This window comes from Paenibacillus sp. J22P143 (assembly GCF_059692035.1).
Genome location: NZ_JCAUAQ010000020.1, coordinates 1 through 24,779 on the forward strand (window position 1 = coordinate 1; position 24,779 = coordinate 24,779).

The following is a 24,779-nucleotide window of genomic DNA, read 5'->3' on the forward strand; positions in this document are numbered from 1 at the left end:
CATATCTGTGGTAAAAACCTAATTAAATTCTTATCAAACCAAATGATATCGTTTGGAATCTCACAGTGGTTAAATTTAAATTTAAGTTTCCTTTCAGATTCATCAAAGCTAAACCAAGTGTGATCGGCATATATTATTTTTGGTTCACCATTATTATTTGCATTTAAGTCCATACAAATGGCATTGCCTCCAATAGTCGTAGCAAACACAAGTAAACCATACCTTATTAAAAATACTCCTGGCGATAAACTACTGTTCTCTTCTTTAATGCCCAATAAATTGGCAAGTCTCACACCATCTCCCAAATAATCTAGTTCTTTCGGTTCATAGTTTTTGTAAAAGTTAATTATTGTTTCAGGAACTCTGTATTCCTTAAATTATGTAGTTCATCATCCTCGTCATAGTAAACAGTTGACCAATAGCTGAACGTACCAAAAAGATCTGATAAAATATTAATGTTCTCCTCATCACACTTACCAAATGCTTGGTCAACACTGTAATTATGCTTTCTTTCCGTTATCTGCTTCTTTGCTTGTTCTATTATCAACTCATATGTCTTCATGAGATACCACCATTACTTCCTTTTTATGTATTTACTTTGATCAATCAAGTTATCACGCGCTATACTCACCTTATGTTGCACTATCGTTCCTCGTTGAATGAACCTACTGTTAAATCTACATCTCTACTGTAGTCCCATCTTCTCTTCCAGCGTAGGAATGTAATTTCCCATCATTTCCTTTATATTCAATTGCAAAGCTTTTAACTTTTTGATTATTCCAATAAACAATCACTTGCATTGCTATGTTACCTTCTTCTAACCCCTCCGTATGAGCCCACCCTTCATCCCCTGTCCTTGTTTCGACTTTAAATCCATCTTTCACGCCAAAATCATAACGATATGCATCTATTGTATAAGACTCTCCAGCCTCTGTACCTGTATAATTTATTTCAACATATTTATCCCCAAGAAGCTGCTTTAAATCTGTTTGTGTCAGTCCTACTTTTAATTTAGTTTTAATGTTATTTAAATCGAAAGAGTTTATCCAAATTGTATTACTGTCGTATCCAATTGATAAACCCAAACTTTCAGCAACAAACCGAATCGGTACATACGCATGTCCCTTATAATTTAATGTGGTGTATTCACTATCTAATTCTTTGTTTTGACCATTAAATACAAATTTGGCAGGAAATAAATACGCTTGGATTGTGTCTGCGGCATAGACAGCAGTTGTCGCGGTTAAACCAATTCCACAAACAAGACCTAAAATAAACTTCTTCAAAATTCATCACTCCCATTGTTAGTTCTAATAAATCAGACGAAGCGAACAAGTAAAAAGTTTCCATTTCAGAGCACATAGCTTATTACACTAATCTGCCCGTCCCTCGGTTTTAATGGTTTATCTAACGCATACTCACTCATTCGCAGGATTTCATCACCTTGAAAATAACGACCGCTTAGAAAACGAGGTTCTATGGATAAAAAAAATTAATTTCAAGCGTGCGGGAACAGAGGAGCCGTAAATTAATTCCCCTAAATTTCACTCCATAAAAATAAAAAAGCCTGATTCCTCAGGCATTTGCATTTAAAATTATGTAGGCACATTTGTGTCATTTGACACCTGTCGGATGGCAAGAACATTGTCCGATTAGTTCAAACCCATTACTTGAGTAACGGGCTAAGGAAATTTTTATATAATACCTCCGGCGAGAATGAGATAATGCTCTTGTCATTAGGCAATGACAACAACCTTATCCCATAAAACAAAAAGCCGCGAAATAAGCGGCATTGGTCATACCTTGTCTACTTGACAGGGGTATGACCACATTTGTGAAATAAAGCTTTTGTCACCCTAAAACATACCTTAACCTCCTTCGATTATTTGAATATGGAACAATCGCACACTTATGCGGAAGTAATCGTAACCGTTCGTTTCGTTACCGCCGAATCATTCGCCGCCAATGTAACCTCAAGCGTCGCTGCCGCTTCACTATAATCACCGAGCACTAGCTCCTGTCGTCCTGTTTTCACAGCTGCGACAAACGCCCGATTCTGCTCAAGGTAAAAATCCATCTCCGACGTTAAAGTCACGTCTTGCGTGTCATCCACAATCCGAAGCGTCATGCCGCTTATGGATACGTAGAAGTCATGCCCGAAAAATTCCACGTCCCCGCGTCCAATTTTACGGGACAAGACCGTATTGCTGATCGTCCCTAAAGCCCCGCTGCGCAGCCCAAAAGAAACGATACCCACATCATAGACTGATGCCTCTGGATAATTTCGATGAATGTGCCTCTGCTCATAGTTCGCTTGGACGTAGTCAAACTCACCTGCCAAATATCGAATCAAGTCCACTTGATGTGTCGATTGCTCTACAAGCTGGCCGCCTGAGCGATCCATGAGCCTCCACCAGCCTACTTCAGGCATGCTGCCAATTCGGTATGCGAGCACCATATCAACTTGTTTATCAGCCAAGTACATCTTTGCCTTCTGCACGGTGTCCAAATAACGCAAGCAATAGCCCGACGAATGAATGATGCCCGACCCTCGAATGAGCTGTTCTTTACGACGTACTTCTTCCATTTGTAAGCCGATAGGTTTCTCCGATAACAAATGTATGCCACGTGCTGCTGCCGCTTCCTCAATCCCTTCCCTAGCAAAGGGTGGTGTGCATATATAAAGCGCGTCGATTACCCCCGCATCCAGCATTTCTTCCAAATTTTCGTACGTGTTTGCTCCGAAAGTTTCAGCTATCTCCCTCGCCCGATCCGCGTTCATGTCGCATAGGGCCGTAATCACAGCGTCCTCTATTTGCTGCAATGTTTTCATATGGTACTCTGCCATGCCGCCTACACCAATAAATCCGATTCTTACTTTATCCATCCGTATTGCCCTCCCTGTGTGTTTCTTTCCGCGGCAGCCTTCTCCTGATGTTTATTGAGCTATAGTTCTCAGTTAGTTAAGTAAACTAACGCTATAAGAGTCTAGCCTAAAAATAGAATTTCACCATTATCTTTCTTGCGCGAATTGTGATTTTTCCTAAGCATTGCTCTGGATAAGCATAACCACTTTCTACTTCGTTGAATAACGCGGCTAATATCGACTCTATTTCGGCTAATGTAGTGTCTTTTGGAAGTCAATGTACACGAACTAATTCAGTGCTATTATAAGCATCTTCTGTTCCATTGACTTCAACTTTACCAAATGCTCTGACTTCAAATTCTATCTTCATTTTTCATCTCCTCACAAACTAATACTATTTTATTTTCAATAATGATTCAACTAAGCTGCCCGTTTACTTTAATAAACAAAAGAGAAGCTGCCGCGAAGCAAGCCCCTCAAGTATAGTTCTCCGTTAGGTCGAGATGAAAAACGATTACTGCCACGGTCAATCATAACGCATGTTCTATTTTTCATATTCTATTTTCATTTCATTTAGTTTATAGTTTTTCGCTACTGCTGGAACTAACCCCTTGGTTGTAGGTGACATGACGATTGTTCCTGTATTTCCATTCACTTTAATGTAATTAACGAGATAACCTTCTTTCGGAATAATGTACCAATCATCATTAAATGGAATAGTTGTTGTCTGCTTTCGATTATTTTTAGCCTCTTCCCACTTCGAACTTATTGAATCAGGTACAGGAAAATCTCCAGCTATCATTTGTGGACTAGTCGTCATCATATGTTTACCGGTTTGATCCATTTGTTTCAATTTTCCATCAGGAATTTCAAAGATTCTGTTATCCAGTATAGGATTAATTTCTATTGAAGTAACTTCAAAAGTTTCAACAATATTCCCATTCTTATCATAGAATTGTTTTTTTAATAACATATCTGTCTCAACATCTACCCATATTTTATACGTGACAGAACTCCCATTCCGTTTCATATAGGCCGGTAATTCCCCTTCAATGAGTGTAACTTTACGACCTATTAATATATCTTCGCTTTTAAATGACCACAAATTCAAGTCAACAACCATATAAGGCATATTACGCAAGGGCGCGACAATATCTTCTGCTGTTCTTGACCAAGCTGGATCTGAAGGCATGTAGTATGTTTTGATTCCGTCGGGTGCGGTAGATACAAAAGTCATTTTAGGCTCCATCTCTGGATCTCTAGTAGAAACTTTTGTAACCCGATCTTCCTTACCATTTATCTGCTCCAACATATAATGATTATCATTAATATATTCGTTTATTCTCCCATCAGGTAAATTAACTACTTCATAAGAAGCTGGATTCTTGCCTTCACGAATTTGAAATTCAACTGTCGAGGAAACTGAGTTTATATTTAATTGTGCTTTTCCCCTCAAGGTTTTTATGTTCTGATATGAATATGCCATCTTTTGTATAAATTCAGCTTTAATTTTTTCGTCGTCTGGCAGCTGATCCTGATTCTCAAATACCTTGTTTCGGGGAGGATAATTAACTGCCTCATATTGTACGACCTCTGGTAGTTGGTCCTGATTCTGAGGTGTACTTTGAGTAGTATAACTTTTTTGAACGCTATTCCAATTAGAAATAAAACTCCATGTTTTATCCAAGTTCAATGTAAAGATTCCTGCTAACAATACCCCTGCAACTGTTATACCCATCAAAGGCACAACTCTTCTAAATGTGCTTCTTTTGTTTTTAAGTTCCATTTCAATAAGGCGAATTTTCTCTTGAGTCATTTTATTTTGTTTAAAAGGCTGTGCCTCCAACCGGCTATACCAATCAGGTCGCTGTGACATTAGTCATTCTCCTTATCTAATTGTTTAGCAACTTTAGCCCTCGCCCGGAAGATCCTAGACTTCACAGTTCCTATTGATAAATTGAGTGTATCCGCAATTTCCTTCATTGTCATATGATGAACTGCATCCAACAATAAGACTTCCCGTAGTTTTATGGGCAATTCTAAAACAATTCTCCAAATATCATCAGAAAACTCCTTTGACAAGTATTCTTCTTCTGCCGATGGGCTTATCTTATTGTCTTGAATGATATCCATTAGAATCATTTTTCGAAAAAAAGACTTTTTCCTATAATCGCTTGCAAGGTTACGTGCTATCTTAATTAACCAAGTTCGAAAAGAACTATCCCCTCGAAATGTAGCAATATAACGGTAGGCTTTACTAAATGTATCTTGAGTAATATCATCCGCGATGTCAGGTTGGCCTACAAGGAAATATACGTAATTCCATACAGCCTGACCATGATTTTCAATGACATGCCGGAAATCAATAGCTTCTATTTCAGATACATAACGAAGATTATCATCCACTACTACGCCTCCTTTATATATTTAATTAGACCAATCGAACGGACTGAAGGTTCCGTACAAAAGAATATATTTTTCCATTAAATTGATTTGAAGTAAAAAAACAACTATCCGTAAATCCGATAGTTGCTCTTTGGTACCGCTGTTACTTACAAGTCGAATAGTTCGTGGGTCCAGCATCAGCATTGTTTAATGAACTACGCTGCCCGTTACTTGAATGACGGCAAGCTGCTCCCTGGTTGGTATTGTACTATCGTTTCCGTTAGATTCCTGTAGATGGATAAATTTCAGCTTTGTAAAAAAAACGAGCGCCTCTGTACGATGGAAGTACGCTACGGGTCAAAAGCCCTTTAATTCCATCATCCAGGAGGACGCTCTACTATGAAGTTTAAATCACAAGATAAGCAAAATCAACTCATTGAAAACATTACCGTTAATCATCTTGGTGTTGGTGTAGACATTGCTCAAGAGACTCATGTTGCCAAGGCGGTTAACTTCTGCGGTGTCGCTCTCGGTAAGCCTTTAGCGACAATACACGCTCTAAAAGCGACAAAAAAGATGCTTTAGTTATTGCCGACATGGTGAAAAACGGCTACTACTCCCCTGTCCGTTTCCACTCTTCTGAGTACGAGGAGCTGCGAGTACTCATGGCTAACCGAGAAACAGTCGTTAAACGACTTGTAAGTGCCGTTAACCAGATCCACCGCTGGGTCGACATTGTCTTCCCTGAACTGAGAGAAGTTTTTAAGATCTTAACTTGTAAGGGTGCATTGTTAACCCTTCGGCTTTTTCCGCTCCTGGCTGAGCTATGTAAACTAAGTCCTGACGATGTCATTAAAGGATGGCAGAAATTAATGAAGCGGCATTCTGGTGTGCGTAGAGCTCATCTACTTATTGATATTGCCAAGCAAACTATTGGTTCCAAGCAGGCATCACATGCTTACAAACTCCATCTAGAACAGCTCCTTGAGGAGCATGACTTAGCAACTAAACAACTTCAGAGGATCGAAAAAGAAGCCAAAGACGTTGTTCAACGTATCCCGTATTCTGGCAAAATCCTTGCGATTACTGGAATAAGTGCAATTGCTCTAGCAGGTGTTTTAGGAGAGTCTGGAGATCTTAGAGGTTACGCACACGGGAACGCTCTACTCCGTCACGCTTGCCTTAATGTGACCGAAGCAAGCTCGGGTAAATGGAAAGGACAACTGAAGCTCAGTAAACGAGGTCGTCCACGCCTGCGTCACTTTCTCTATTTAATCACGATGTGCATGGTCATGAGTAACCAAGAATTTAAAGCCTTACATCACCATAATGTTCAAGTAAAAAAACTCAAAAGATGAAATCTATCATTCTAGTCTCCATTTTCTCGTCATGTCTTCATCCATTTTAATCACCTCATAATAGACAATCAAAGACAAGATTTCACCAGCTCATCTAAATTAATATTGCGCTCTCGTTTTCCGTTCAATGATGTCTGACTCGTTAAGAACTGACATCCTTTATCAGTAACGAGTAAGTTATTTTCTCCAACGTACTGAATATATCCATCTCTTAGTAGGGAAGTTCTTGCGTTAATTATCCGATTTCTATATGTATATTGTCTTCCGCATTTCACCATTTCCTTAAGATCTTCCTCTGATAGCCGAAACAAAATAACTAAATCATTCATTATTCCATCTGTATTGTAGCGTTTTCGATCATTTAATATCTGAAGAAATGGAAGTACGAATTCCCTATACGAAGGGATGCTAGACATTTTATTTCCTCATTTCAATAAAATTCAAAACGTTGTATGAATCATTTCCAACACTATTCTTCCTTACATGTTTAAATTGATTGTCATTCTGCACTCAACCTGGGAACAACATCTCCGTATTAAGCGTAAAGCCTTCGATCTCGGCATCCTCGTCAACCTCAATCAAAATGCATCGTTTCCCTTGATAATTCACCTGTTTCACGTACTTCAAGTCTTGCGGACTGATCGAAATCGTAGCTACCTTCGTATTAATCTTTATCGATTTCGAAGTGAACTTCGGAATAACACTGTTTGCTTTGAACTCATAGTTTCTGTCATCGACGACATTCTGGAACGCTCGTTCCACCTTTTCCTTCGTCACGTTCTCTACGCCACTCGCGGTCAGCATGCGTTCCACATCGACATAATCCAGCTTCGGAGGCTCATCCCCCTCATTGGACTCGATAATCTGATGTACGGCCTCGTACACATGACCAATCGTGGAGGCATCAAGCTGACCACCCGCCACTTCCTTCACGATTTCCTCAAAAATAACTCTCTCTTCATACGCCGTCACAGACTTCTCGGCATTCAATACTTGATCGATGAACTGCCAATTCGGCTCATTGGCTTTCCCCATGCAATACAATATGCGATTCACGTCAGAGTAGTTGTCCGTCACGCTAGGATATAAAAACCCTTGCTCCGGTGTGTTCAATTTGATGATAGGATCCACGAAGACATTGTACTTATATTCCCTCTCGACATAATCGAACATGAGGATTTTACGCTGTTGCTCCGTGGAGTTCACGCTGCACAAAATGAACAGATGTGAGAACATCTCGTCCTTCTCGCTCTCCTCGGCAGCTTCGTTCCTTTTCTTGGTTGGACGGGCCACTTGGCCGCGAACAAAAGTAACGACCATATCCCGTTCATAATTGGTATCCTTCAGCATTTTCTCTACCAGCAGGATCATCAGATCTTGCCACTCTTCCGGATCACCGGTCACCAGTGCTTGATGGAGAAGTTCACGTGAAGGCTCCTCCGCTTCGTCTTGAAACATTAACTCGATCATTTTCTGATCCAATTCGCCAGTCAGCAGTTTCTTGAAATTGCCCATATACAGCTCCTGCTTTTCCCTATCCAACATCGCAAACGACTGACGTTCGTGATGATAAATCTCGCTGCTATCCTTCATGATGTACACGTTAAGAATATCGTATATCTTTAACATTTCGTGGTCCAACTTAAGCTGCTTTCGAATATGCGCGAGTTCCTTTTTGTTCATGGTCCTTCAGACAACTCCCAACTAGTTTTATGAGGCGATCACAAAAGTAAATGCCCTTCACGAGAAGGGCATCTCACTATTACTTTTTTATTATCGTCTCTTCAGGCCAAGTGTGCAACACTTTCAACATGTAACGAGTAGAATGTGACAACAAATATGTCTGTATCCATAGGGATAGTGTTTGCTCAACTAACCCCAAATCCCTATCGAAGGATAAATTCGGAAGGAGATCGGAGCTGCAACAGTTAATTATAAAAAATTTGTTCGGTAACACTAACTTAGTGTTATCGGCAAAGGCGCAGTCCCCGCATAACCCCTGACCAAGTTCAATCACGATGAACACGGATAGCTGGCGGACTTGAAACACAATCGGCTTACGTTGCCCATCTGAAGGCAGGGTGTTAACATTTCTCGTACTTCCAACATAACGTAATTTGAATTTGAAAATTCCTAAAAGGAGAAGTAATAATGACAATTACGTTTGAACCATTTACGTTAACAATATCCTTTTTTGCCATCATCTTAGCAATTTGGCAAGCTATTAAGTTTATTACGAAAAAGAATGTAGAACATCTTTTTACTAAAAATATTGAGAGTCATAAACATGAATTACAAAAGATTATTGAATTCAATAAATTTGATTTTCAAAGAAAATTGCAAGATTTTAATTTGTATACTTCAAAAAAACATGAAAATTATCAAAAAACATATCATCTAATAACATTAACAATTGGAAAAACTAAGCCTATACTTAATTTCCTTCCAGTACAATATTATCTTTCATTATCAACGAAAGGTCTCCAATATATACTTTTAAAAAATAAAGCCCAAGAACACATAATAGAAATGTATTTAGCAGATTGGAATCATAACAAAATTAATCTAGTTAATTCATTAATTGGTTATATGAAGTTAAATGAATTGAATGATGCTAAATCGACATTAGTTGAAGCAAATAAAGAGTATTTTCTTAATAAGATATATCTATCAGACAAGGTCTGTGAAGTATGTGAAGAATTAATTAATGGTATTGATAGTCTACTTGACGATGTTTATACACTTATTATTTATTTTTATGATAATGAAAATGCTGTATTGGAAGTAGCTGAAACCGGAAGGAACGAATGTATTGATACTTTGACTAAATTAGATAAATGTATTTTAGAGCTTAGAGGAAAAATGGTGGAAGAAATTGGTGTAGGATATTACTAGTCAAATCCCATGTCTATTAAAACCACGCTCTACTTCCAGTTACTTCCATAATCAACAAGAAGAGCTGCAGCGATGCAGTTACCTCAACTATGGTTTCTCGTTAGGGGAGCAACTAGGACTATGGGTTCACATAATATTCGTTGGTCACCTATGGTATATAGGTTACACCTTCTGTGTAGGAATTGTTAGCATTCCAGATTAAGTATTCATTAACACCCGCATCTTGTAAGGCTTTAATTTGTGCATCTACTTCAGCCTTGCCATATTTAATATAATTGCCGGTACCTAACCAGCTTGCTGTAAAGTCTTGAATCCATGGACGTGACTGGGGTGGAGACTGGAGTTGTGCAAACTTCTCTTTTTCAGCTTTCATATATTCGGTTACAAGTCTATATGGCTCTTTATCCGGTTTGGATATTCCGAAATAACCATTGGACCAATGACTTGGATAAATCATAGACGAAATTACATCTACAGAGCTAGAAATGCGGTTAAAGTTCTGACCGATACCCGGAGCTTCAGGCAATGTAGCAGAATATCCGAAGATATCAACAGAGACTTTTATTGCGTACGGCTTTAGTTGATCTTTGGCATATGCAACAAAATCGCTGACAGCATCAACACGAAGCTGAGTCATACGTGCTGTATCGCTAAAATCAGGTGCTTTGGGAGCTTTTTTTAGAAGGTCAGATACGCTCTTTTGAGCATCGTCCATTGCTTTTTTATTTACATCGGTATTCGCTGAATTGTAAGTATTAGTAGCATCTGTCAACTTTACCTGTAACGATGTCAAATCGTCTTGATATTTCTTAGAGGTTTCCGCATAGTCATTTTCTTCTTGCACAAATTTAGCTGGTTTTTTATCCTGGTAATCGCCCAATGAATATTTAAGAACTTTGTCCCTGCTTTCAAAGCCTTCTGGGAATCGCACGTAGTCAAATTGGATCTCTTTAAACCCAAGTTCTGCAGCCAATTTTGCTAAATCTACATTATGATCCCACGTTTCTTTAAGGAATGGGTTGATAAACCCATCACCGTTACCATTACGCCAAACACTGTTGCCCTCTACATAGGAAAGGTCTGGACGCTTTTTCGCCAAAACCGTGTCTTTAAAGGAAACAATACGAGCGATTGGGTAGATTTTATGCTGCTCAAGAGTTTTCATGAGTTCGTGGGCATCTTTAATGTAAGGTTGGCCAAATTCTGCAAGTTTCCCCTCAGGCTTAAATGTGATATATCCGTCATCATCTTTTATATCTATCACCATTGCATTTAGGTCAGTGTTATCAACAAGTGAAAGAAGTTTAGACATACGGTCCCCACCAGCTGACCAACCTGTTACATAAATCCCACGTACAGCATCTGGATAATCGAAATGTACGGGGGGGGCAAAGGTAGGTGCTTGACTGGCTGCAGGTGTGGGCGAAACGACAGTTGGTGAATTTGAGGGCGATGGCGATGGCGTGAGCGTGGACTCTGGTGCAGGTGTAGACTGCTGTTCGGATGGATTCGGCGTATTCAGAGCTTCTTTGGAGGACAAACAAGCTGACAACGCGAGCACTAAAAATAGCATGATAAAAATAAGACCTTGTTTCTTCATGATATTCTCCCCTTTTCCCAAAATCATTTGATTTCCAGTAGTTATACCTTTTGGTGAATAAAGGGTGTTATATGGAGAAATAAACTTCATCATATCATGATGCCGCATTAAAAATTGCCCCATACATTAACGGGAATTTCGATGCTCCATATTGAAATATTCGTGAAGCGAATAAACTATGCTGCCCTTGATGACATTCGGCTAAAAAAAGAATTAAGGAGCAGCTGCCGCGGCAAACTGCTCCCGTTCCGCTAATCTGCTCTTTCGTATTGAATAGGCTACCGATTATCTCGGTAACCTGTTGCAGTGAGCTATTATTCGCCGTTATTTTAACGAGCACTATAAAATATGACCAACCATGTCTTTCTTGACATAATTAGGCTTATTTATCTAACCAAAGCTTGAATCTGAGAAGATGATCGGTTAAATGTTCTCTCTTTAAGATTTCAATCTGCTTGTTCCCTATTAGGTCGTAATGTGGATATTCATCACGAAGATGAATGTAAACTGGATTTAAACCATTCGCCAAGCACCATTCCTTCAATCGTTCCAGATCACAGCAGCCCACCTTAGTGATCGTCTTCACTCCTGGAAAGCGAGGTTCTAGCCAATAATGCGTCAAAAAGGCAATTTCTCCCTGTGAGCATTTGCTTTTCCATTCATTCAGTTCATGTCTGGATATTCCGAAAGCCATGTCATCAATCTCCTATTCGGTGCAAACATTCTGGAGCATCAATACCCAATAATGTCCTCGGGTGATTTGCAACCTGAATAACAACTAAATTCGCTGCCTAGGCTCCTTTTAATATGCATTAGTATGAAACTTTTACCTTGAAAATATCAGGCCGTCCCAATGCCTCTTCAGATTGTTTTATAAAACTTTACTTCATCGTTAGTTCAATATCCTATATTTTATTTGGTTTCTTTAACACTATATACTTCAATCTCATTACAGAATAAATGTAACTTCCTTGCCATTATCATGAAGCGTTTCGTATTGGTTTTGATTCACTTCTCCATTTGATTTGTTTCAATAAACTTTTGAAGTATTTCGAAATCAAATCAGTTTGTTTTATTTAATTTTTTTAAGTTTTCGGTAGCGGACTGAATCATTCCTTCTGAATGGTCAATGCCAACAAGTAGTAATGCGGCATCGGCAATAGATATCAGACCTGTTCATATCATGTCCTCCATCTTTAAATTGAGATAATAAAAAGCCAAGAGCTAGCAGCGCATGAATAGGAGCAAACGAAAAATTCATTTGTTCCGTCATTCAAGCAGTACGAGTGTTCTTGGCTTAAATATTTTGGAAATCAGCCTGACACCATTCAAAGTTTTAGTTTCAAAAGACCAAAAGGACAGAAAATCCCCTTTGGCAGCTGGTACGCGTTTTACCCAGCCCCAAAACTAGTTACTTCGAACGATACGGAATGACATCCAGTTCACCTCATTTGGAAGATAATTCAATTGTAAATGTTGCTTCCCCTATATTCAAGCTTATATTCAACATAACTGTCCAATAGCTTAATGAAGCTGCCGACATCCTTCCTCGGCAACTTCATTATGAATGTATAAGCTCTTGTACATCGTTAGAGCGTAATGATATTAATCTAAGTAATGGGGGTTTGCAGCCATTAATTCATCAAGGTCTTTCTTTGGCTTGTGAATTCTTCCCCTCATGATAGTCTTCCCATAGTGGGGTGATGTATTTTTCTAATATTTTTACGACGTCATCTCTTCGGCTCTCCTCGACATCTACAGTGTTATTTGAAATATCATTTCTAATTCGTATGAGCACAAATAAAGGGGGTAATGCAGCCTCGCGAAGAGCATTTATCATGTTTTCTTCTTGTGGAGTAATATCCATAACGTATCATATTCCTTTCTAGTAGATTTCTGCTCGAGATAATCTCATTATAAACCTTGACCTCAGTGTTAGGGTCAAGAGGAAGTAAGCTATTCAACTATGCTGTCAGTTACTTTAATGAACTCAAAAAAAGAGCTGAATTAATTCAGCTCCTGTTATTTTTTCTCGTTAGATAAGTAAGCGTCAAACAGCCCTCATCTTGAATACAAGGTGGGGGCTGTTTGACGCTTACGTTTAGGTTGATGATATCGAGAGAGTAGCAAATGATGATTAAGTCACCGACTATGTACGTGAGCGCTAACAACTCTTCTAATGAAATCTAATTATTCATTTACACTGATTTTTCAAAATCTAATACATCTAGTGTTGATCAGCAACTTTTTCAAATTTTATCGCTCTCAGGAAACTTGATTTTCCATAGCCATCCCCAGATTATAATAGAGTATATCCTTTGCGATTTGCTCTTCGTTCAGATGATCCCATCGCTTGCCTCCTTTTCTCCCGGTACGCCGTACATTGCCGGACAAAACGTTTGGCAGCTTCCACATTAGATGCAAAATGAACATGCGTATACCCCGCCGTTTGCGTTGGCAGCGCGTAGCCGTCCTTGCCAGCCCCGCGCAACCCTTTCGTCTCGTAGGCATAAGGGTACTCGTCTTGAACAACATCTACTGCGACCGTAGAATAATGGAACTCGTGCCCGCGGATCGTCTCTCCTTTCGCCAGAAGCACACTGTCGCGCAGCCCCTTCACCTCACGGTAGCCGAGAGCGGCCAGCTTTGCTTCCATACGCACCTCAGCGGGAATGAGCCCAACCATTTCGTGCTTTTCGCCGGAACGATCGGTGATGGACCTGGTTAAATACATATAACCACCGCACTCGGCAAATACCGGAAGTCCCGCCTCCGCTCGCGTTTTCAAATCCTCACGTACATGGCGGTTTTCCGAGAGCCGAGAGGCAAATTCCTCTGGAAAGCCGCCTCCGATATAGACACCGTCGGCGTTATCCGGTACGACTTCACCTGCAAGCGGACTGAACAAACGGACACGAGCGCCCAAATGCTCGAGTAGCTCCAGGTTTTCCGGGTAGTAAAAGTTGAATGCCGCGTCTTTCGCAACAGCGATGATCGGTCCCGTTCCAGAGACTACTGTATCTACGAACAAACGCTGTTCCGGCCAATCGAGCACAGGCGCTTCTCCTGCCAGCGCCAGTATGGCGTCGAGATCGACGCCCTGTTCGATCACATCGGCTGCGTGCCTGAAGAGCGGCGCAAGTTCGCCTCGCTCAATAGCTGGTACGAGACCAAGGTGCCGCTCCGGCACCTTCAGCCCGTCGTCGCGGCCGAGCCAGCCGAGTACTGGGATTCTGCATATTTGCTCGATTGCCAGTTTGACGAGCTTGTAATGCCCAGCGCTGCCGCATTTGTTGGCTATGACCCCAGCAATCCGTCCCGGACCCGCCAATTGCTGGAAACCGAGCACAATCGCTGCTGCGCTTCTCGCCATGCTCTGCGCATTCACGACAAGTAGAACAGGACAGTCCAGCAGCTCGGCGATTTCCGCCGTCGATCCTGCGTCGGATAGCGGGTCTTTACCGTCAAACATGCCCATGACGCCTTCGATGACGGACACATCAGCATCCGTAGAGCCTCGTAAAAAGATTTCCTTCATCGTATTGTGAGAAAGCATCCACGTATCGAGATTACGTGACTGCCTGCCTGAAACGGCCGTATGGTACGTCGGATCTATGTAGTCGGGACCGCATTTGAAGCCCTGCACCCGCAAGCCGCGCTGCTGCAGGGCGGCCATCAAGCCGATCGTGACCGTCGTCTTACCAGTGCCGCTTCCAATTCCGGCCACAACAAAACGGGGTCTGCGCTCACTCATGCGCGTTCCACCGAGCTCCACCGAAACCGTACTTTTCCTGTTCCAATCGCAATCTCTCCTATCCTGCATTAAATGTGTAACTAACCGAGTCAACGAGTATACCGATCTCGATGCATTTATTCAAAACGCCGTCCCGGTCTACAGGCTCATGAGGATTAAAAGAAGGAGGAACACGAAAGCCTGTTCCTCCCTTCCTAATTGCTTATCTATTATTTATTCAGGTCTGGATAGATCGCGCTGGCGATGTCATGCAGCGCTTGCGTGATCCGTGGACCTGGGCGGGATAGTACGTCTCCATACAAACCGATGACTTTCTCGTTTTTAATCGCCGTAATACCTCCCCAGCCGCTACGACCGTGAATGAGATCTTCCAGCTTGTTGCCCTGTTTGTCCACCGTATTAAGCGTATAGATGATTACATCAGGATTGTCCTTGATAATCTTCTCTTTGTCGATCTGAATCCAGCCCTGTACGTCGGAAGCAATGTTCACCCCGCCAGAAAGCGTAATGAGCTCGTCCATGAACTCGCCGCTACCGACCGTCCAACCAGGGGAAAACTCGATGTAAACCTTCTTCTTCTCCTCTGGTTTAATAGTCGCCGCGACGTCGGTTACTTTCTGAATATCCGCTTTCATTTGCGCGACGAGTGCTTCAGCTTCCTTCTGCTTGTCGGTAATCCGTCCGAGAAACAGAATGTCGTTTAGAACATCGTCAAGTTTTTTCGGATCCGAGCAGACAACGTTAAGACCTAACGTGCGAAGATTCTCGAGTGCTGTATTTTTAATGGAAATTCCCGTGACGACGAGATCGGCACCGGTGGCCACGATCGCTTCCGTATTCGGCGAGGTAGTGCCTCCGACCTTCGTCTTGCTTTCCACTTCCTTCGGATAATTGTCGTAATTCGATACGCCTACGATACGGTCCGCCAGACCAAGCGCGAACAAAATTTCCGTCTCCGAAGGGGATGTGGACACAATCTTCTCCGGCGCTTTCTTAAACGTGATTTCCTTGCCAGTTGCGTCCGTTTCGGTCAGCGGGTAGATCGTTCTCTTGGCATCATCGGCCGTTGGCGATGCAGATTGCGTTGCATCCGTCGACGGCGATAACGTCGTCGAACTCGCGTTGTCGGACGATGGATCGTTGTCATTCGCTCCACACGCAGCTAGTATCATTACAAGTAACGCAGATAATAGGATAAGACTGTTTTTTTTCATTTCAGATTCTCTCTTCCAAATTAGTTTATATGATTTGTAAAAAGTTGGGACAACTCCAGTGCCGTTCGTGGAGGTGTCCCCATCGTTGCACGAAGAGTACTGGGAAGCCCATCCCAAATTTCAATTAACATTGGTGGTTCCAGCTCGGAGGGAAGTACTGCCCGATTGTGGTAGAACACATCGAGAGGATCACCTTCAAGAACCTTTCTTCCTTGGTCCATAACGATTACCCAATCAGCCCAGGAATATGCCAAATTCATATCATGAGTTGCCATGACGATCGTCATTCCTTGGCCGTGGAGACGGTTCAACTCATCGATGAACTGCCGTTCGGCATGACGATCCAAATAAGCCGTAGGCTCATCCAGCAGCAGCATTTCCGGTTCGAGTGCGACTACACCAGCCAACGCGACTCTTTTTTTAAGTCCCAAACTTAGATGATGAATGGGCAAATTTGCAACATGCTCAAGATGGAAAGTTCGCAGCATCTGTGAAGTCCGTTGTTGAATGACATCTTCGGACATCCCGGCATTGCGCATACCATAGCCTATATCTTCAATGGGCGTAGAGAGAATCAACTGATGCTCGGGATCTTGGAAGACGAGTCCGATTTGCTGACGAAGCTGCTGGAGATCTTTGCGCTTGTAGCTGAGTGGTTCTCCCTTCCATTGCAACATTCCGCTCATTGGCTGGACGATTCCGATTGAATGGAGAAAAAAGGTCGACTTCCCCGATCCGTTATGGCCGATGATCGCGGTCCGCATCCCTGTGAGGATGTTCATTTGCAGCTTCTGAAGTGCCTTGCGTTCGGAACCGGGATATTGATAGCTGACTTCACAAGCTTCCAAAATATGTTTCACGTTTAAAGCTCCTTTCATCTGTATATGAGGTTAAGCAAAAGGAGCATACCGATGCCTATCAAAGATTCTATCCTATATTTGCGTTGTACCGGTTTACGCGAATAAGGCGCTAACCGTAGTTCACCAGTGTAGCCTCTTGCCATCAAGCCCTGATTGAGTTCATCGTAACGTTGGATCGTTTTCACCATAAGTCTCGAGATGAGAAGCGCACAGTCTCGCAGTCTGCCCCGAAATCCAGTCTGGCCTCCTCTGGCAATTTGGGCCGTATAGATCATCGTCGCATTTTCCATAAGTAAGAAGAGAAACCGATACATAATTAACATGAGCTCGACCAACAACGGATGGATTCTCAGCTTGTTCATAAGCTGAAAGAGCTGCGACATCGGAGTTGTCATCATGATGAATGTAACACAAGATAAGCTTGCCGCAATTTGAACACCTAGTGACAACCCTCTGTGAATACCTGTTGACGTCATATAGATGGACCAATTATGAAAAGTCGCAATAACATAATGACCAGGCAACATAAGGGTATCATTGGACATCGCATGACTGATTTCAAGAATGATCGCTGGTAAACTCACCGCATAAAATAAGAATGGGACGATGATCAGCCTAGCGTAAATTTTAAACGGAATTTTGGCGTGAACAACCGTCCAGCACATCATCCAACAAAAGATCCCAGCCTGCAGCGGTATTGTAGAAACATACGTAATGAAAAGCATTGCTACTGCAAAACCAGTCTTCCAGGCTACGGATTCATTGCTAAGATTATTTGAATATGAATAAGAATCGATCAGCTTAATCATCAGATCGGGATGAGGCTGCTGCTCCCTTGAATCTTCCTAGCACATACCCAATAAAGCCCGCTCCAAGCGCTGCTTGCACCGCGAATAGCATACTTTCAGTCTCTCCTGGTAGATCCATGTATGATTCGAACCACGGCTTATAAGAAGGATCCAGCTCGGTAATCATTTGCTCGCCTGCATTATCAGATCCACCGTAGTCACCATTAATGAATAGCAATGGAGTAACAATCATAATCGAAATGACGATCAGGATTGTGATCGTCAGAGTACGAGTTTTCATTCCTTGTTCAGCCCTTTCATAGTACGTTGTAAAAGTTGAATTTCTTTCGAATTGTAAGAATGCAACCATTTCCATATCATTACAGTCAACAATCCCTCAATAATAGCAAGCGGTATTTGCGTAGTCGCAAAGATGCTGCCGAATTTAACCACCGAAGTCCAAAATCCGCCGTTTTCTGCTGGGAATGCAAGCGAAAGCTGCAATGTCGTAACCATATACGTCGATAAGTCGGCAAGCGCTGCAGCAGCAAAGATGGCAAAGTACTGCTTTTTTGTTGAATACATGATTAACTTGTAGACGAAATAACCAACGATTGGTCCGACAACAGCCATAGACATTGCATTTGCGCCAAGTGTAGTCAATCCGCCATGTGCTAGGAGTAACGCCTGGAACAGCAATACGATAGTGCCCAACACGCTCATTGCAAGCGGTCCGAACATCACAGCTCCTAGTCCTGTACCTGTAGGATGCGAGCTACTGCCAGTAACGGAAGGGATTTTAAGTGCTGACAACACGAAAGTAAACGCGCCTGCCAAGCCGATCATCAGCTTTAATTCGGGAGCTTCTTTCGTAGTACGAATCAGTGAGCGCAGTCCGAATACAAAGAATGGAATAAATAGTACCCACCAAAATACTGCCCAACCGACGGGTAGATAGCCCTCCATGATATGCATGGCATAGGCGGTTTCTGGTTCATTTATAGAAAAATACAGTGTAAACGCCAGTATCGTTAACAAAAGCGATCCGTAACGTTTAAAATGCGTTCGTTTCATCAACAAAACCTCCAGTAAAATAATTACTCTGCTCAGCATAAACAACAATCGATTTACCGACCCCTCAAATCTTCAAGTCGTAGATAAGATGCCTTCATTGTGCTGGCGATCAAGCGTGCCAAGCCTAGCCGAAAACGTCCATTCTCCGTATCGATGATCGTCGCACCGAAGCCTTCTTGAGCGATCTTCTCTGCTATATTTAAAGCCGCCTCGAGTGAGGTTTCGTGATTTACCGAATGGCTTGCTCTGCTCACCTTGCCATCGGTTAATACGAATAGGCTGGATTGGAACGAAGGCTCTCTCTTACCCCATCGCTGTAACAGCTCTAGACATGTTCGTAAGCCCTTGGCTAGAGGAGTAGTTCCGCCATTGCGAAGCTGTTCCAATGCTTTCTGCGCTTGCTTGATGCTTTTGGTCGGTGGAAGCAGAACGTCGGCTTTCCCGTCACGAAAACTAACGATTCCAAAAACATATCGTTTAGGGTATGCCTTCTGAATCATTGACAATACAGCAGCCTTGGCTTGTTTCATCTGCATGTAGCTGGACATCGAGCCGCTCGCGTCTATCGCATAGAGTTGGAACTGTTTATACTGAAGAGTGAATGTCTTCTTGAACAAATGCTCCTGCCTGATCCTGATCTTGCAATGGCTCTCGTTCTTGTTATGCAGTTTTGGCTGAAAAATAGCGGCTGCTAACGTCTTCTGCCAATCGAAACGGCCAGATGTGTCAAGCTTTCCTCCACCAACCGGTTGAGAGCGCAAATATCGGCCGCGCAATGGATGGTTCACACCATTGGCACGTGTACGCGCACGCGCTCCTTCGACATTACGATGAGCAATCGAGCTAGCTTTACGGCTAGCTTGATCAAGGGCAGCGTCATTGATGCGGAACAAGCTATCAATCGGCAGCAGATGCTCATCGATCGGTGCTGGGATAGAAGCACTCTGCCCCTCATTTGTCTCCGCTTGGGGCTGGCTTAAAGTCTCGCTTTCGGTATGAGAAGGAGTCTCTTTATTCACAGCATTCTGCCCCGATTGTCCAGAATCTCCGTTATTCGGATTCTCGTTGTCATTATCGTTCGACGAATCATCCTCGCTATCATCTTCAGGAGCAGAGTCGTCTGGATCTGGCTGCCACTGCTCCGCGCTGCGATGGTACAGCACTAAAGGAGCAGCGTCATTGACATCCGCTACCGTGACACTCAGATGATTTCGATATGCAGCAAGTGCCTTAGCTGCTTCACACAGGACGAGATCCGCTCGTAACCCTTCTGTTCCAGCTTGAATACAGATTCGGGCGATTTGCTCCAACCTAGTTTGCGGCAATTCAACGTCGGGCAGCTTGATTCTTGCGGAAGAAAGCTGCTCACCAGCAGCTTTCTCTTGCTCCTCCCACTGACGGACGAATTGTTCCGGATTTGCTTCAAATTGCATCCGTCTACTCATGACCGAAGTTCGGGCTTCGATATCTTTCGGCGTGATTACTGGTACAGACAAGCCGAATCGGTCGGCCAGCTGAGGCCGCAATTCCCCTTCTTCCGGGTTCATCGTGCCGACCAGAATGAAGCGCGCCGGATGCGATAAAGAAAAGCCTTCACGCTCTACATGATTCCAACCTGAAGCAGCCGCATCGAGCAACGCATCGATCAGATGATCTGGCAACAGGTTGATTTCATCTACATACAATATGCCACGATGAGCTTGCGCCAGCAGCCCGGGCTGGAAAGTGTAAGTTCCATTCTGGAGGGCTGCCTCCATATTCAGATGACCGCTTAGCCGATCTTCCGTAGCGGAGAGCGGCAGCTCAACGAACGGTGCTTCTGCATACTCCACCGGTCCATCCCATTTTTTTCCTGTGCAATGTGGGCAAAATTCAAAGGGCATAGCCGGATCGCAATGTGACGGGCAACCCGGTACATACGGCACGAGCGGCATTAACTTGCGTAGAGCGCGGACCGCTGTTGACTTCGCATTGCCGCGCTCTCCTTGAATGAGTACACCACCTACTTGAGGAGAAACTGCATTAAGTAGTAGCGACAGCTTGACGGCTTCTTGACCCACAATGGCATGAAACGGATAGATATGGCGCAGTGTATTAGGACTCGCCATTGGTATTCCCTCTTTCTTCAAGGCACTCTTCCACCTGCAGCAGTGCGTTCATTAGACCCTCGATCGTCTGAGGATTAGGTGACTCCCACAGCCTACGCTGCGCCGCCTCCAGCAACCGTTCCGCGATATCCTTGAGCGCCCACGGGTTCGAATGCTGCAAAAACACACGGTTTTGTTGATTCAGTACGTATTCTTCGGACAGCTTCTCATACATCCAGTCCTCGATAACATGTGCAGTCGCATCATAGCCGAACAAGAAATCTGTCGTATTGGCCATTTCGACAGCACCTTTATATCCATGACGACGCGCTGCCTCGATCCATTTTGGGTTAACAACCCGACTGCGGAACACTCGCATCGCTTCCTCCGTGATGTCTCGTATTTTCGGCACCGACGGGTTAGAAGTGTCACCGAAGTACATTTTCGGATTATTTCCTGTCAGCGAGCGTATCGTGGCAATCATGCCGCCATGCTCTTGGAAATAATCATCGCTGTCGAAGATGTCGTGTTCACGGTTATCTTGGTTTTTAGTTGCAATCTGAATATGGCTGAGCCTATGTTTGAATTCAGACGGAGCAGGCGTGCCATACTGCGTGCTTGTGTAAGCATAACTGGACCAATTCGTGAATACTTCGGCAATATCGTGTTCCGTTTCCCAATTTCCGCTTTCGATCAAGGAAAGCAAACCTGCGCCATAGGTTCCCGGCTTGCTGCCGAAAATTCGATACTGCGAAGATTCGAGCGCAGCGGATTCTTCCATACCCGACTGCATCTTCTCGACCGCTTCTTCTCGTATGTGCATGCGCAGCGGATTCATTTCATCCGGCTCATCTAGCTCGCTAACGAGCTTGACAGCATCATCGATCATGCGAACGATATGTGGGAAGGCATCTCGGAAAAATCCGCTGATCCGCACGGTCACATCAACTCTCGGCCTTCCGAGCTCTTCAAGTGATATAACCTCAAGTCCCATTACACGACCGCTTGAAGGCTGCCAAACTGGGCGGACGCCCATTAACGCATAAATCTGAGCGATATCGTCGCCACGCGTTCGCATAGCCGATGTACCCCATACGATAATAGCTACCGTCTTCGGATATTCATGCTCTTCGTCCACATAACGCTGAATGAGCTCATCGGCCAATTGGCGACCAATTCTCCATGAACTAGAAGAAGGCAATGCTAACGGATCGACTGAATAGAAATTCCGTCCCGTCGGCAAAATATCCGCCATCCCCCGGGTCGGCGCTCCGCTCGGACCAGCTGGAACGAAGCCGCCATTTAAGCCGACAAGCAGGTTGCCGATCTCCTCTGGTATGCACAATAGACGAGGTATTAGCGAATTCTCGACATACGAAGTTACCGTTCGAATAACAGGATGCACGCGAACTTCATCAGGGATTTGAACTTCCACGCTGAGTTCCTCTGCGCTTATTTCTATCTTCTGCGCGAGCTCGCCTGTTCGAATGATTTGTTGAATGATGAGACGAGAAATCTGTTCAATCGATTCCTTAAGGTCGCGAACACGAGCAGTAAACTTCTTCTGAAAACCGGCAAATGACGCTAAATAACTTGGGATTTCCCCTTGCCAAGTCTCTCCGAGCTCGCTCTGCATCGCCGTCCATTCGAGATTCAAGCTTTCAGCGACAGCGTTAGGCAACGAGGAAATATCTCCATTCGGATGCTGTACGAGTGAATAAAGCAAATCAACCCATGCTGCCTCCGACTTTGGAGTCTCCCCAAGAATATGGAGTCCATCCCTGATTTGTGCTTCTTTGAGTTCACAAAGATAACCGTCAAGATTTTTCAGAAAAAGGCTGAGTTCCGCGTATTCCGTTGGGAGTTCCGCTTGCTGTAAATCCTGGTCGAGCTGGGCTTGCTTTATCGTCTTCCAAAGTTCTTCCTGAATGTAGGGGAGCTTCTTGGGATCGAGCAATTGCACCTGGTAATACTCTTCGAGTAACAGTTCGATTCGGCTCAGCTCACCATAAGTGTCGGCGGTGGTGATTACAGGCACCATATGATCAATAATCGTGGCATGAGCGCGCCGCTTGGCTTGTGTCCCTTCGCCTGGATTGTTGATAATATACGGATAGAAATTCGGGAGATCGTCGAGAACAACCTCTGGATAACAATTCTCCGAAAGACCGATGCCTTTACCCGGAAGCCACTCCAGCGTTCCATGCTTCCCAAGATGGACGACCGCATCCGCTCCAAACGTATCTCGCAACCACCGATAATAGCCAATGTAATGGTGGGTCGGCACAAGATCAGGACTATGATAAATGGCGGACGGATTGTCGCTGAATCCGCGAGGCGGCTGCAAGCCGACGAATACATGTCCGAATCGGACACCCGGAATAATAACATGATTGTCATACACGAAAATATCTCCGGGTGGTCGGCCCCAAGCTTGCTGAACTTTCTGCCGTGCCTTTTCACTAATCTGCTCCCAGTTACCAGCATAGTCAGACACAGGAAGACGACCATGAGCCGCTGCAAGCTGTTCCTCGGTCAAATAATCGCGATCATTGCTGCAAGTCGCGATAATCAGATGCGCCAGCTCGTCCCCTGTTCGCGGAAGATTCTCAGGATCGCCAAGATCGTATCCGTTTTCTGCCATAGCACGCATAACGGCAACGATCGAATTGAGCGAATCCATTCCGACTGCATTGCCTATCCGTGAATTTTTCGATGGAGAATTGTTCAGCAGTAATGCAATGCGTTTATCCCAATTATCCTTCTTACCCAGACCTGACCACTTGATGGCAAGCCGAGCAATGTACCCCGTGCGGCTGCGATCTGCGGCATATTTGCGAATCGATGTCTTCAGCACCGGATCCTCTTGCTCGATTTCCTTGAAGCTGATCGGCACTGTGACGATGCGTCCATCAAACTCAGGAAGCGCAATGTTCATCGCGATATCGAGCGGTGACAAGCCAGCCTCGCTTACATCCCACTGCTGATGGCTGTTTAAGGAGACAATCGCCTGAAGGACAGGCACGTTCAATGCTTCGATGGTAGAAACGCTGCTTCGGCTCGGTGGACATACGTCGTTCCCTCTACCATGAACCGCAAAACTCATCGTCACGATTAAACAATTCACGAGTTTACGACCGTGCGAATCAACCAGAAACTGTCCATAGCTTTCTTGCTGCTCGTCGTTCGAATTTTCCTTGAGACTTTGAGCAAAAATCGGGAGCGGAATGCCGCCTTTTCCTGCGATCTCCTCACACAACGAGTCGATGAACTCGATGTTCTGGCTCATCCAATGCGCCCGGTAAAATAAAATTCCGATTACTGGCAACCCTAGAGCTAACTTTGCTTGGTGCTCTTGCGCCCATTGATCCGATGTAATCGGCAGCAACGACTTAGACTTATAAATACCGGCCCATGGCATCGAAGCTGGCTTAACATAGCCATAACTTGTCCCCAGCCAGTTGTCACTGACAAAATGCAACATCTGAACGAAATTACGGACTCCACCATAAACCGTATAGGACATCGCCTTTCTTGACAGTTCAAGCGGCACGTTCGTTGCTCGATCAAGCTCTGGGTCTTGCTCGGTATTGCCTGGCCAAGCCATGAAAGGAATCTGCTGCTGGTGACAGAGGTTACGAATTCTGTCAAATGCATACGGCTGAGCTTTACGGCCTCCATGAATAAGAAGAACAACAAGCTTAGCCTGAGCCAGCCACCGGTCTAGGAACGACTCAGCCAATTCATCCCGATCCAGCCAATCGGTAACATTCGCGGAACGAATCGCTGAGAAATCTTCTGGCAACATTGGCAAAGCTGCTTTTAAAGTCAAAATGTCCGTATCTGCTGTCGTTAAATATAAAATCACAAAAGGCTCTCCTTTCGACATTGAGAATGA

At 43.8% G+C, this 24,779-nt stretch carries 20 protein-coding genes and 1 pseudogene; 2 read left to right on the top strand and 19 right to left on the bottom strand.

What is annotated here, in order from left to right:
- From AC58PQ_RS21865 to AC58PQ_RS21890, 6 genes are all read right to left on the bottom strand, one after another.
- Positions 1–350, bottom strand: a 350-nt coding sequence (locus AC58PQ_RS21865) for a hypothetical protein (RefSeq protein WP_497245464.1), incomplete at its 3' end; no start/stop codon positions are given.
- Positions 347–562: a hypothetical protein gene (locus tag AC58PQ_RS21870; protein WP_497245274.1), complete on the bottom strand. Its 216-nt coding sequence runs from the start codon at positions 560–562 to the stop codon at positions 347–349. The genes AC58PQ_RS21870 and AC58PQ_RS21865, both read right to left, overlap by 4 nt.
- 115 nt (positions 563–677) lie before the next feature.
- Positions 678–1,286 carry a stalk domain-containing protein gene (locus AC58PQ_RS21875; RefSeq protein WP_497245276.1) on the bottom strand — a complete coding sequence of 203 codons (609 nt, stop codon included), beginning with the start codon at positions 1,284–1,286 and terminating at the stop codon, positions 678–680.
- Between the two features lie 623 nt (positions 1,287–1,909).
- Positions 1,910–2,887 (bottom strand): Gfo/Idh/MocA family protein, encoded by a 978-nt coding sequence (locus AC58PQ_RS21880; protein WP_497245278.1) that lies wholly within the window; start codon positions 2,885–2,887, stop codon positions 1,910–1,912.
- A 523-nt stretch (positions 2,888–3,410) separates the two neighbouring features.
- The gene (locus tag AC58PQ_RS21885; protein WP_497245280.1) at positions 3,411–4,742 is read right to left on the bottom strand and encodes a sigma-E factor regulatory protein RseB domain-containing protein; all 1,332 of its coding nucleotides are present in this window, start codon (positions 4,740–4,742) and stop codon (positions 3,411–3,413) included.
- A complete protein-coding gene (locus AC58PQ_RS21890; protein WP_497245282.1) occupies positions 4,742–5,272 on the bottom strand; it encodes an RNA polymerase sigma factor in 531 nt (176 codons plus the stop codon). The genes AC58PQ_RS21885 and AC58PQ_RS21890 overlap by 1 nt, the downstream gene beginning before the upstream one ends.
- Positions 5,273–5,650: 378 nt before the next feature.
- Between AC58PQ_RS21890 and AC58PQ_RS21895 the strand changes: the two are divergent.
- Positions 5,651–6,606: pseudogene (locus tag AC58PQ_RS21895) on the top strand (IS110 family transposase); the annotation flags it as partial.
- 71 nt (positions 6,607–6,677) lie between these two features.
- On the opposite strand, the gene AC58PQ_RS21900 reads toward AC58PQ_RS21895, so the two are convergent.
- Both AC58PQ_RS21900 and AC58PQ_RS21905 read right to left on the bottom strand, forming a co-directional pair.
- The gene (locus tag AC58PQ_RS21900) at positions 6,678–7,025 is read right to left on the bottom strand and encodes a winged helix-turn-helix domain-containing protein (protein WP_497245284.1); all 348 of its coding nucleotides are present in this window, start codon (positions 7,023–7,025) and stop codon (positions 6,678–6,680) included.
- 94 nt (positions 7,026–7,119) lie between these two features.
- The gene (locus AC58PQ_RS21905; RefSeq protein ID WP_497245286.1) at positions 7,120–8,292 is read right to left on the bottom strand and encodes a DUF4317 domain-containing protein; all 1,173 of its coding nucleotides are present in this window, start codon (positions 8,290–8,292) and stop codon (positions 7,120–7,122) included.
- 468 nt (positions 8,293–8,760) lie between these two features.
- Between AC58PQ_RS21905 and AC58PQ_RS21910 the strand changes: the two genes are divergently transcribed.
- Positions 8,761–9,504, top strand: coding sequence for a hypothetical protein (locus AC58PQ_RS21910; RefSeq protein ID WP_497245288.1), 744 nt, complete (start codon positions 8,761–8,763; stop codon positions 9,502–9,504).
- Positions 9,505–9,652: 148 nt separating this feature from the next.
- Here the strand turns inward: AC58PQ_RS21910 and AC58PQ_RS21915 are convergent, their stop codons facing one another.
- The 11 genes from AC58PQ_RS21915 to cobN all read right to left on the bottom strand — a co-directional run bounded on the left by AC58PQ_RS21915 (position 9,653) and on the right by cobN (position 24,749).
- On the bottom strand, positions 9,653–11,212 hold the full coding sequence (locus AC58PQ_RS21915) for a putative glycoside hydrolase (RefSeq protein ID WP_497245290.1): 1,560 nt from the start codon (positions 11,210–11,212) through the stop codon (positions 9,653–9,655).
- A 274-nt stretch (positions 11,213–11,486) separates the two neighbouring features.
- Positions 11,487–11,798 carry a hypothetical protein gene (locus AC58PQ_RS21920; protein WP_497245292.1) on the bottom strand — a complete coding sequence of 104 codons (312 nt, stop codon included), beginning with the start codon at positions 11,796–11,798 and terminating at the stop codon, positions 11,487–11,489.
- Between the two features lie 948 nt (positions 11,799–12,746).
- Positions 12,747–12,971, bottom strand: coding sequence for a hypothetical protein (locus AC58PQ_RS21925; RefSeq protein WP_497245294.1), 225 nt, complete (start codon positions 12,969–12,971; stop codon positions 12,747–12,749).
- 432 nt (positions 12,972–13,403) lie between these two features.
- Positions 13,404–14,858, bottom strand: a complete 1,455-nt coding sequence (locus tag AC58PQ_RS21930) for a cobyrinic acid a,c-diamide synthase CobB (protein ID WP_497245466.1) — start codon at positions 14,856–14,858, stop codon at positions 13,404–13,406.
- 209 nt (positions 14,859–15,067) lie between these two features.
- Positions 15,068–16,072 carry an ABC transporter substrate-binding protein gene (locus tag AC58PQ_RS21935; protein ID WP_497245296.1) on the bottom strand — a complete coding sequence of 335 codons (1,005 nt, stop codon included), beginning with the start codon at positions 16,070–16,072 and terminating at the stop codon, positions 15,068–15,070.
- Between the two features lie 20 nt (positions 16,073–16,092).
- Positions 16,093–16,932, bottom strand: coding sequence for an energy-coupling factor ABC transporter ATP-binding protein (locus tag AC58PQ_RS21940; RefSeq protein ID WP_497245298.1), 840 nt, complete (start codon positions 16,930–16,932; stop codon positions 16,093–16,095).
- A gap of 14 nt (positions 16,933–16,946) precedes the next feature.
- Positions 16,947–17,741: a cobalt ECF transporter T component CbiQ gene (gene cbiQ / locus AC58PQ_RS21945; RefSeq protein WP_497245300.1), complete on the bottom strand. Its 795-nt coding sequence runs from the start codon at positions 17,739–17,741 to the stop codon at positions 16,947–16,949.
- Positions 17,734–18,021: an energy-coupling factor ABC transporter substrate-binding protein gene (locus AC58PQ_RS21950; RefSeq protein ID WP_497245302.1), complete on the bottom strand. Its 288-nt coding sequence runs from the start codon at positions 18,019–18,021 to the stop codon at positions 17,734–17,736. The genes cbiQ and AC58PQ_RS21950 overlap by 8 nt, the downstream gene beginning before the upstream one ends.
- Complete coding sequence (locus AC58PQ_RS21955) at positions 18,018–18,794, bottom strand: energy-coupling factor ABC transporter permease (protein WP_497245304.1); 777 nt, start codon at positions 18,792–18,794, stop codon at positions 18,018–18,020. The genes AC58PQ_RS21950 and AC58PQ_RS21955 overlap by 4 nt, the downstream gene beginning before the upstream one ends.
- Positions 18,795–18,847: 53 nt before the next feature.
- Positions 18,848–20,923, bottom strand: coding sequence for a VWA domain-containing protein (locus AC58PQ_RS21960; RefSeq protein ID WP_497245306.1), 2,076 nt, complete (start codon positions 20,921–20,923; stop codon positions 18,848–18,850).
- Positions 20,889–24,749: a cobaltochelatase subunit CobN gene (gene cobN / locus AC58PQ_RS21965; RefSeq protein WP_497245308.1), complete on the bottom strand. Its 3,861-nt coding sequence runs from the start codon at positions 24,747–24,749 to the stop codon at positions 20,889–20,891. The genes AC58PQ_RS21960 and cobN overlap by 35 nt, the downstream gene beginning before the upstream one ends.
- Positions 24,750–24,779 lie beyond the last annotated feature (30 nt).

What these genes read in the sequence shown, in the direction of transcription:
- AC58PQ_RS21950 (WP_497245302.1), bottom strand. Translation starts at nt 18,021, where the DNA reads ATGAAAACTCGTACTCTGACGATCACAATCCTGATCGTCATTTCGATT.
- AC58PQ_RS21900 (WP_497245284.1), bottom strand. Translation starts at nt 7,025, where the DNA reads ATGTCTAGCATCCCTTCGTATAGGGAATTCGTACTTCCATTTCTTCAG.
- AC58PQ_RS21935 (WP_497245296.1), bottom strand. Translation starts at nt 16,072, where the DNA reads ATGAAAAAAAACAGTCTTATCCTATTATCTGCGTTACTTGTAATGATA.
- AC58PQ_RS21870 (WP_497245274.1), bottom strand. Translation starts at nt 562, where the DNA reads ATGAAGACATATGAGTTGATAATAGAACAAGCAAAGAAGCAGATAACG.
- AC58PQ_RS21880 (WP_497245278.1), bottom strand. Translation starts at nt 2,887, where the DNA reads ATGGATAAAGTAAGAATCGGATTTATTGGTGTAGGCGGCATGGCAGAG.
- AC58PQ_RS21905 (WP_497245286.1), bottom strand. Translation starts at nt 8,292, where the DNA reads ATGAACAAAAAGGAACTCGCGCATATTCGAAAGCAGCTTAAGTTGGAC.
- AC58PQ_RS21920 (WP_497245292.1), bottom strand. Translation starts at nt 11,798, where the DNA reads ATGGCTTTCGGAATATCCAGACATGAACTGAATGAATGGAAAAGCAAA.
- AC58PQ_RS21955 (WP_497245304.1), bottom strand. Translation starts at nt 18,794, where the DNA reads ATGAAACGAACGCATTTTAAACGTTACGGATCGCTTTTGTTAACGATA.
- AC58PQ_RS21885 (WP_497245280.1), bottom strand. Translation starts at nt 4,742, where the DNA reads ATGTCACAGCGACCTGATTGGTATAGCCGGTTGGAGGCACAGCCTTTT.
- AC58PQ_RS21925 (WP_497245294.1), bottom strand. Translation starts at nt 12,971, where the DNA reads ATGGATATTACTCCACAAGAAGAAAACATGATAAATGCTCTTCGCGAG.
- AC58PQ_RS21910 (WP_497245288.1), top strand. Translation starts at nt 8,761, where the DNA reads ATGACAATTACGTTTGAACCATTTACGTTAACAATATCCTTTTTTGCC.
- cbiQ (WP_497245300.1), bottom strand. Translation starts at nt 17,741, where the DNA reads ATGATTAAGCTGATCGATTCTTATTCATATTCAAATAATCTTAGCAAT.
- AC58PQ_RS21915 (WP_497245290.1), bottom strand. Translation starts at nt 11,212, where the DNA reads ATGCGGCATCATGATATGATGAAGTTTATTTCTCCATATAACACCCTT.
- AC58PQ_RS21930 (WP_497245466.1), bottom strand. Translation starts at nt 14,858, where the DNA reads ATGAGTGAGCGCAGACCCCGTTTTGTTGTGGCCGGAATTGGAAGCGGC.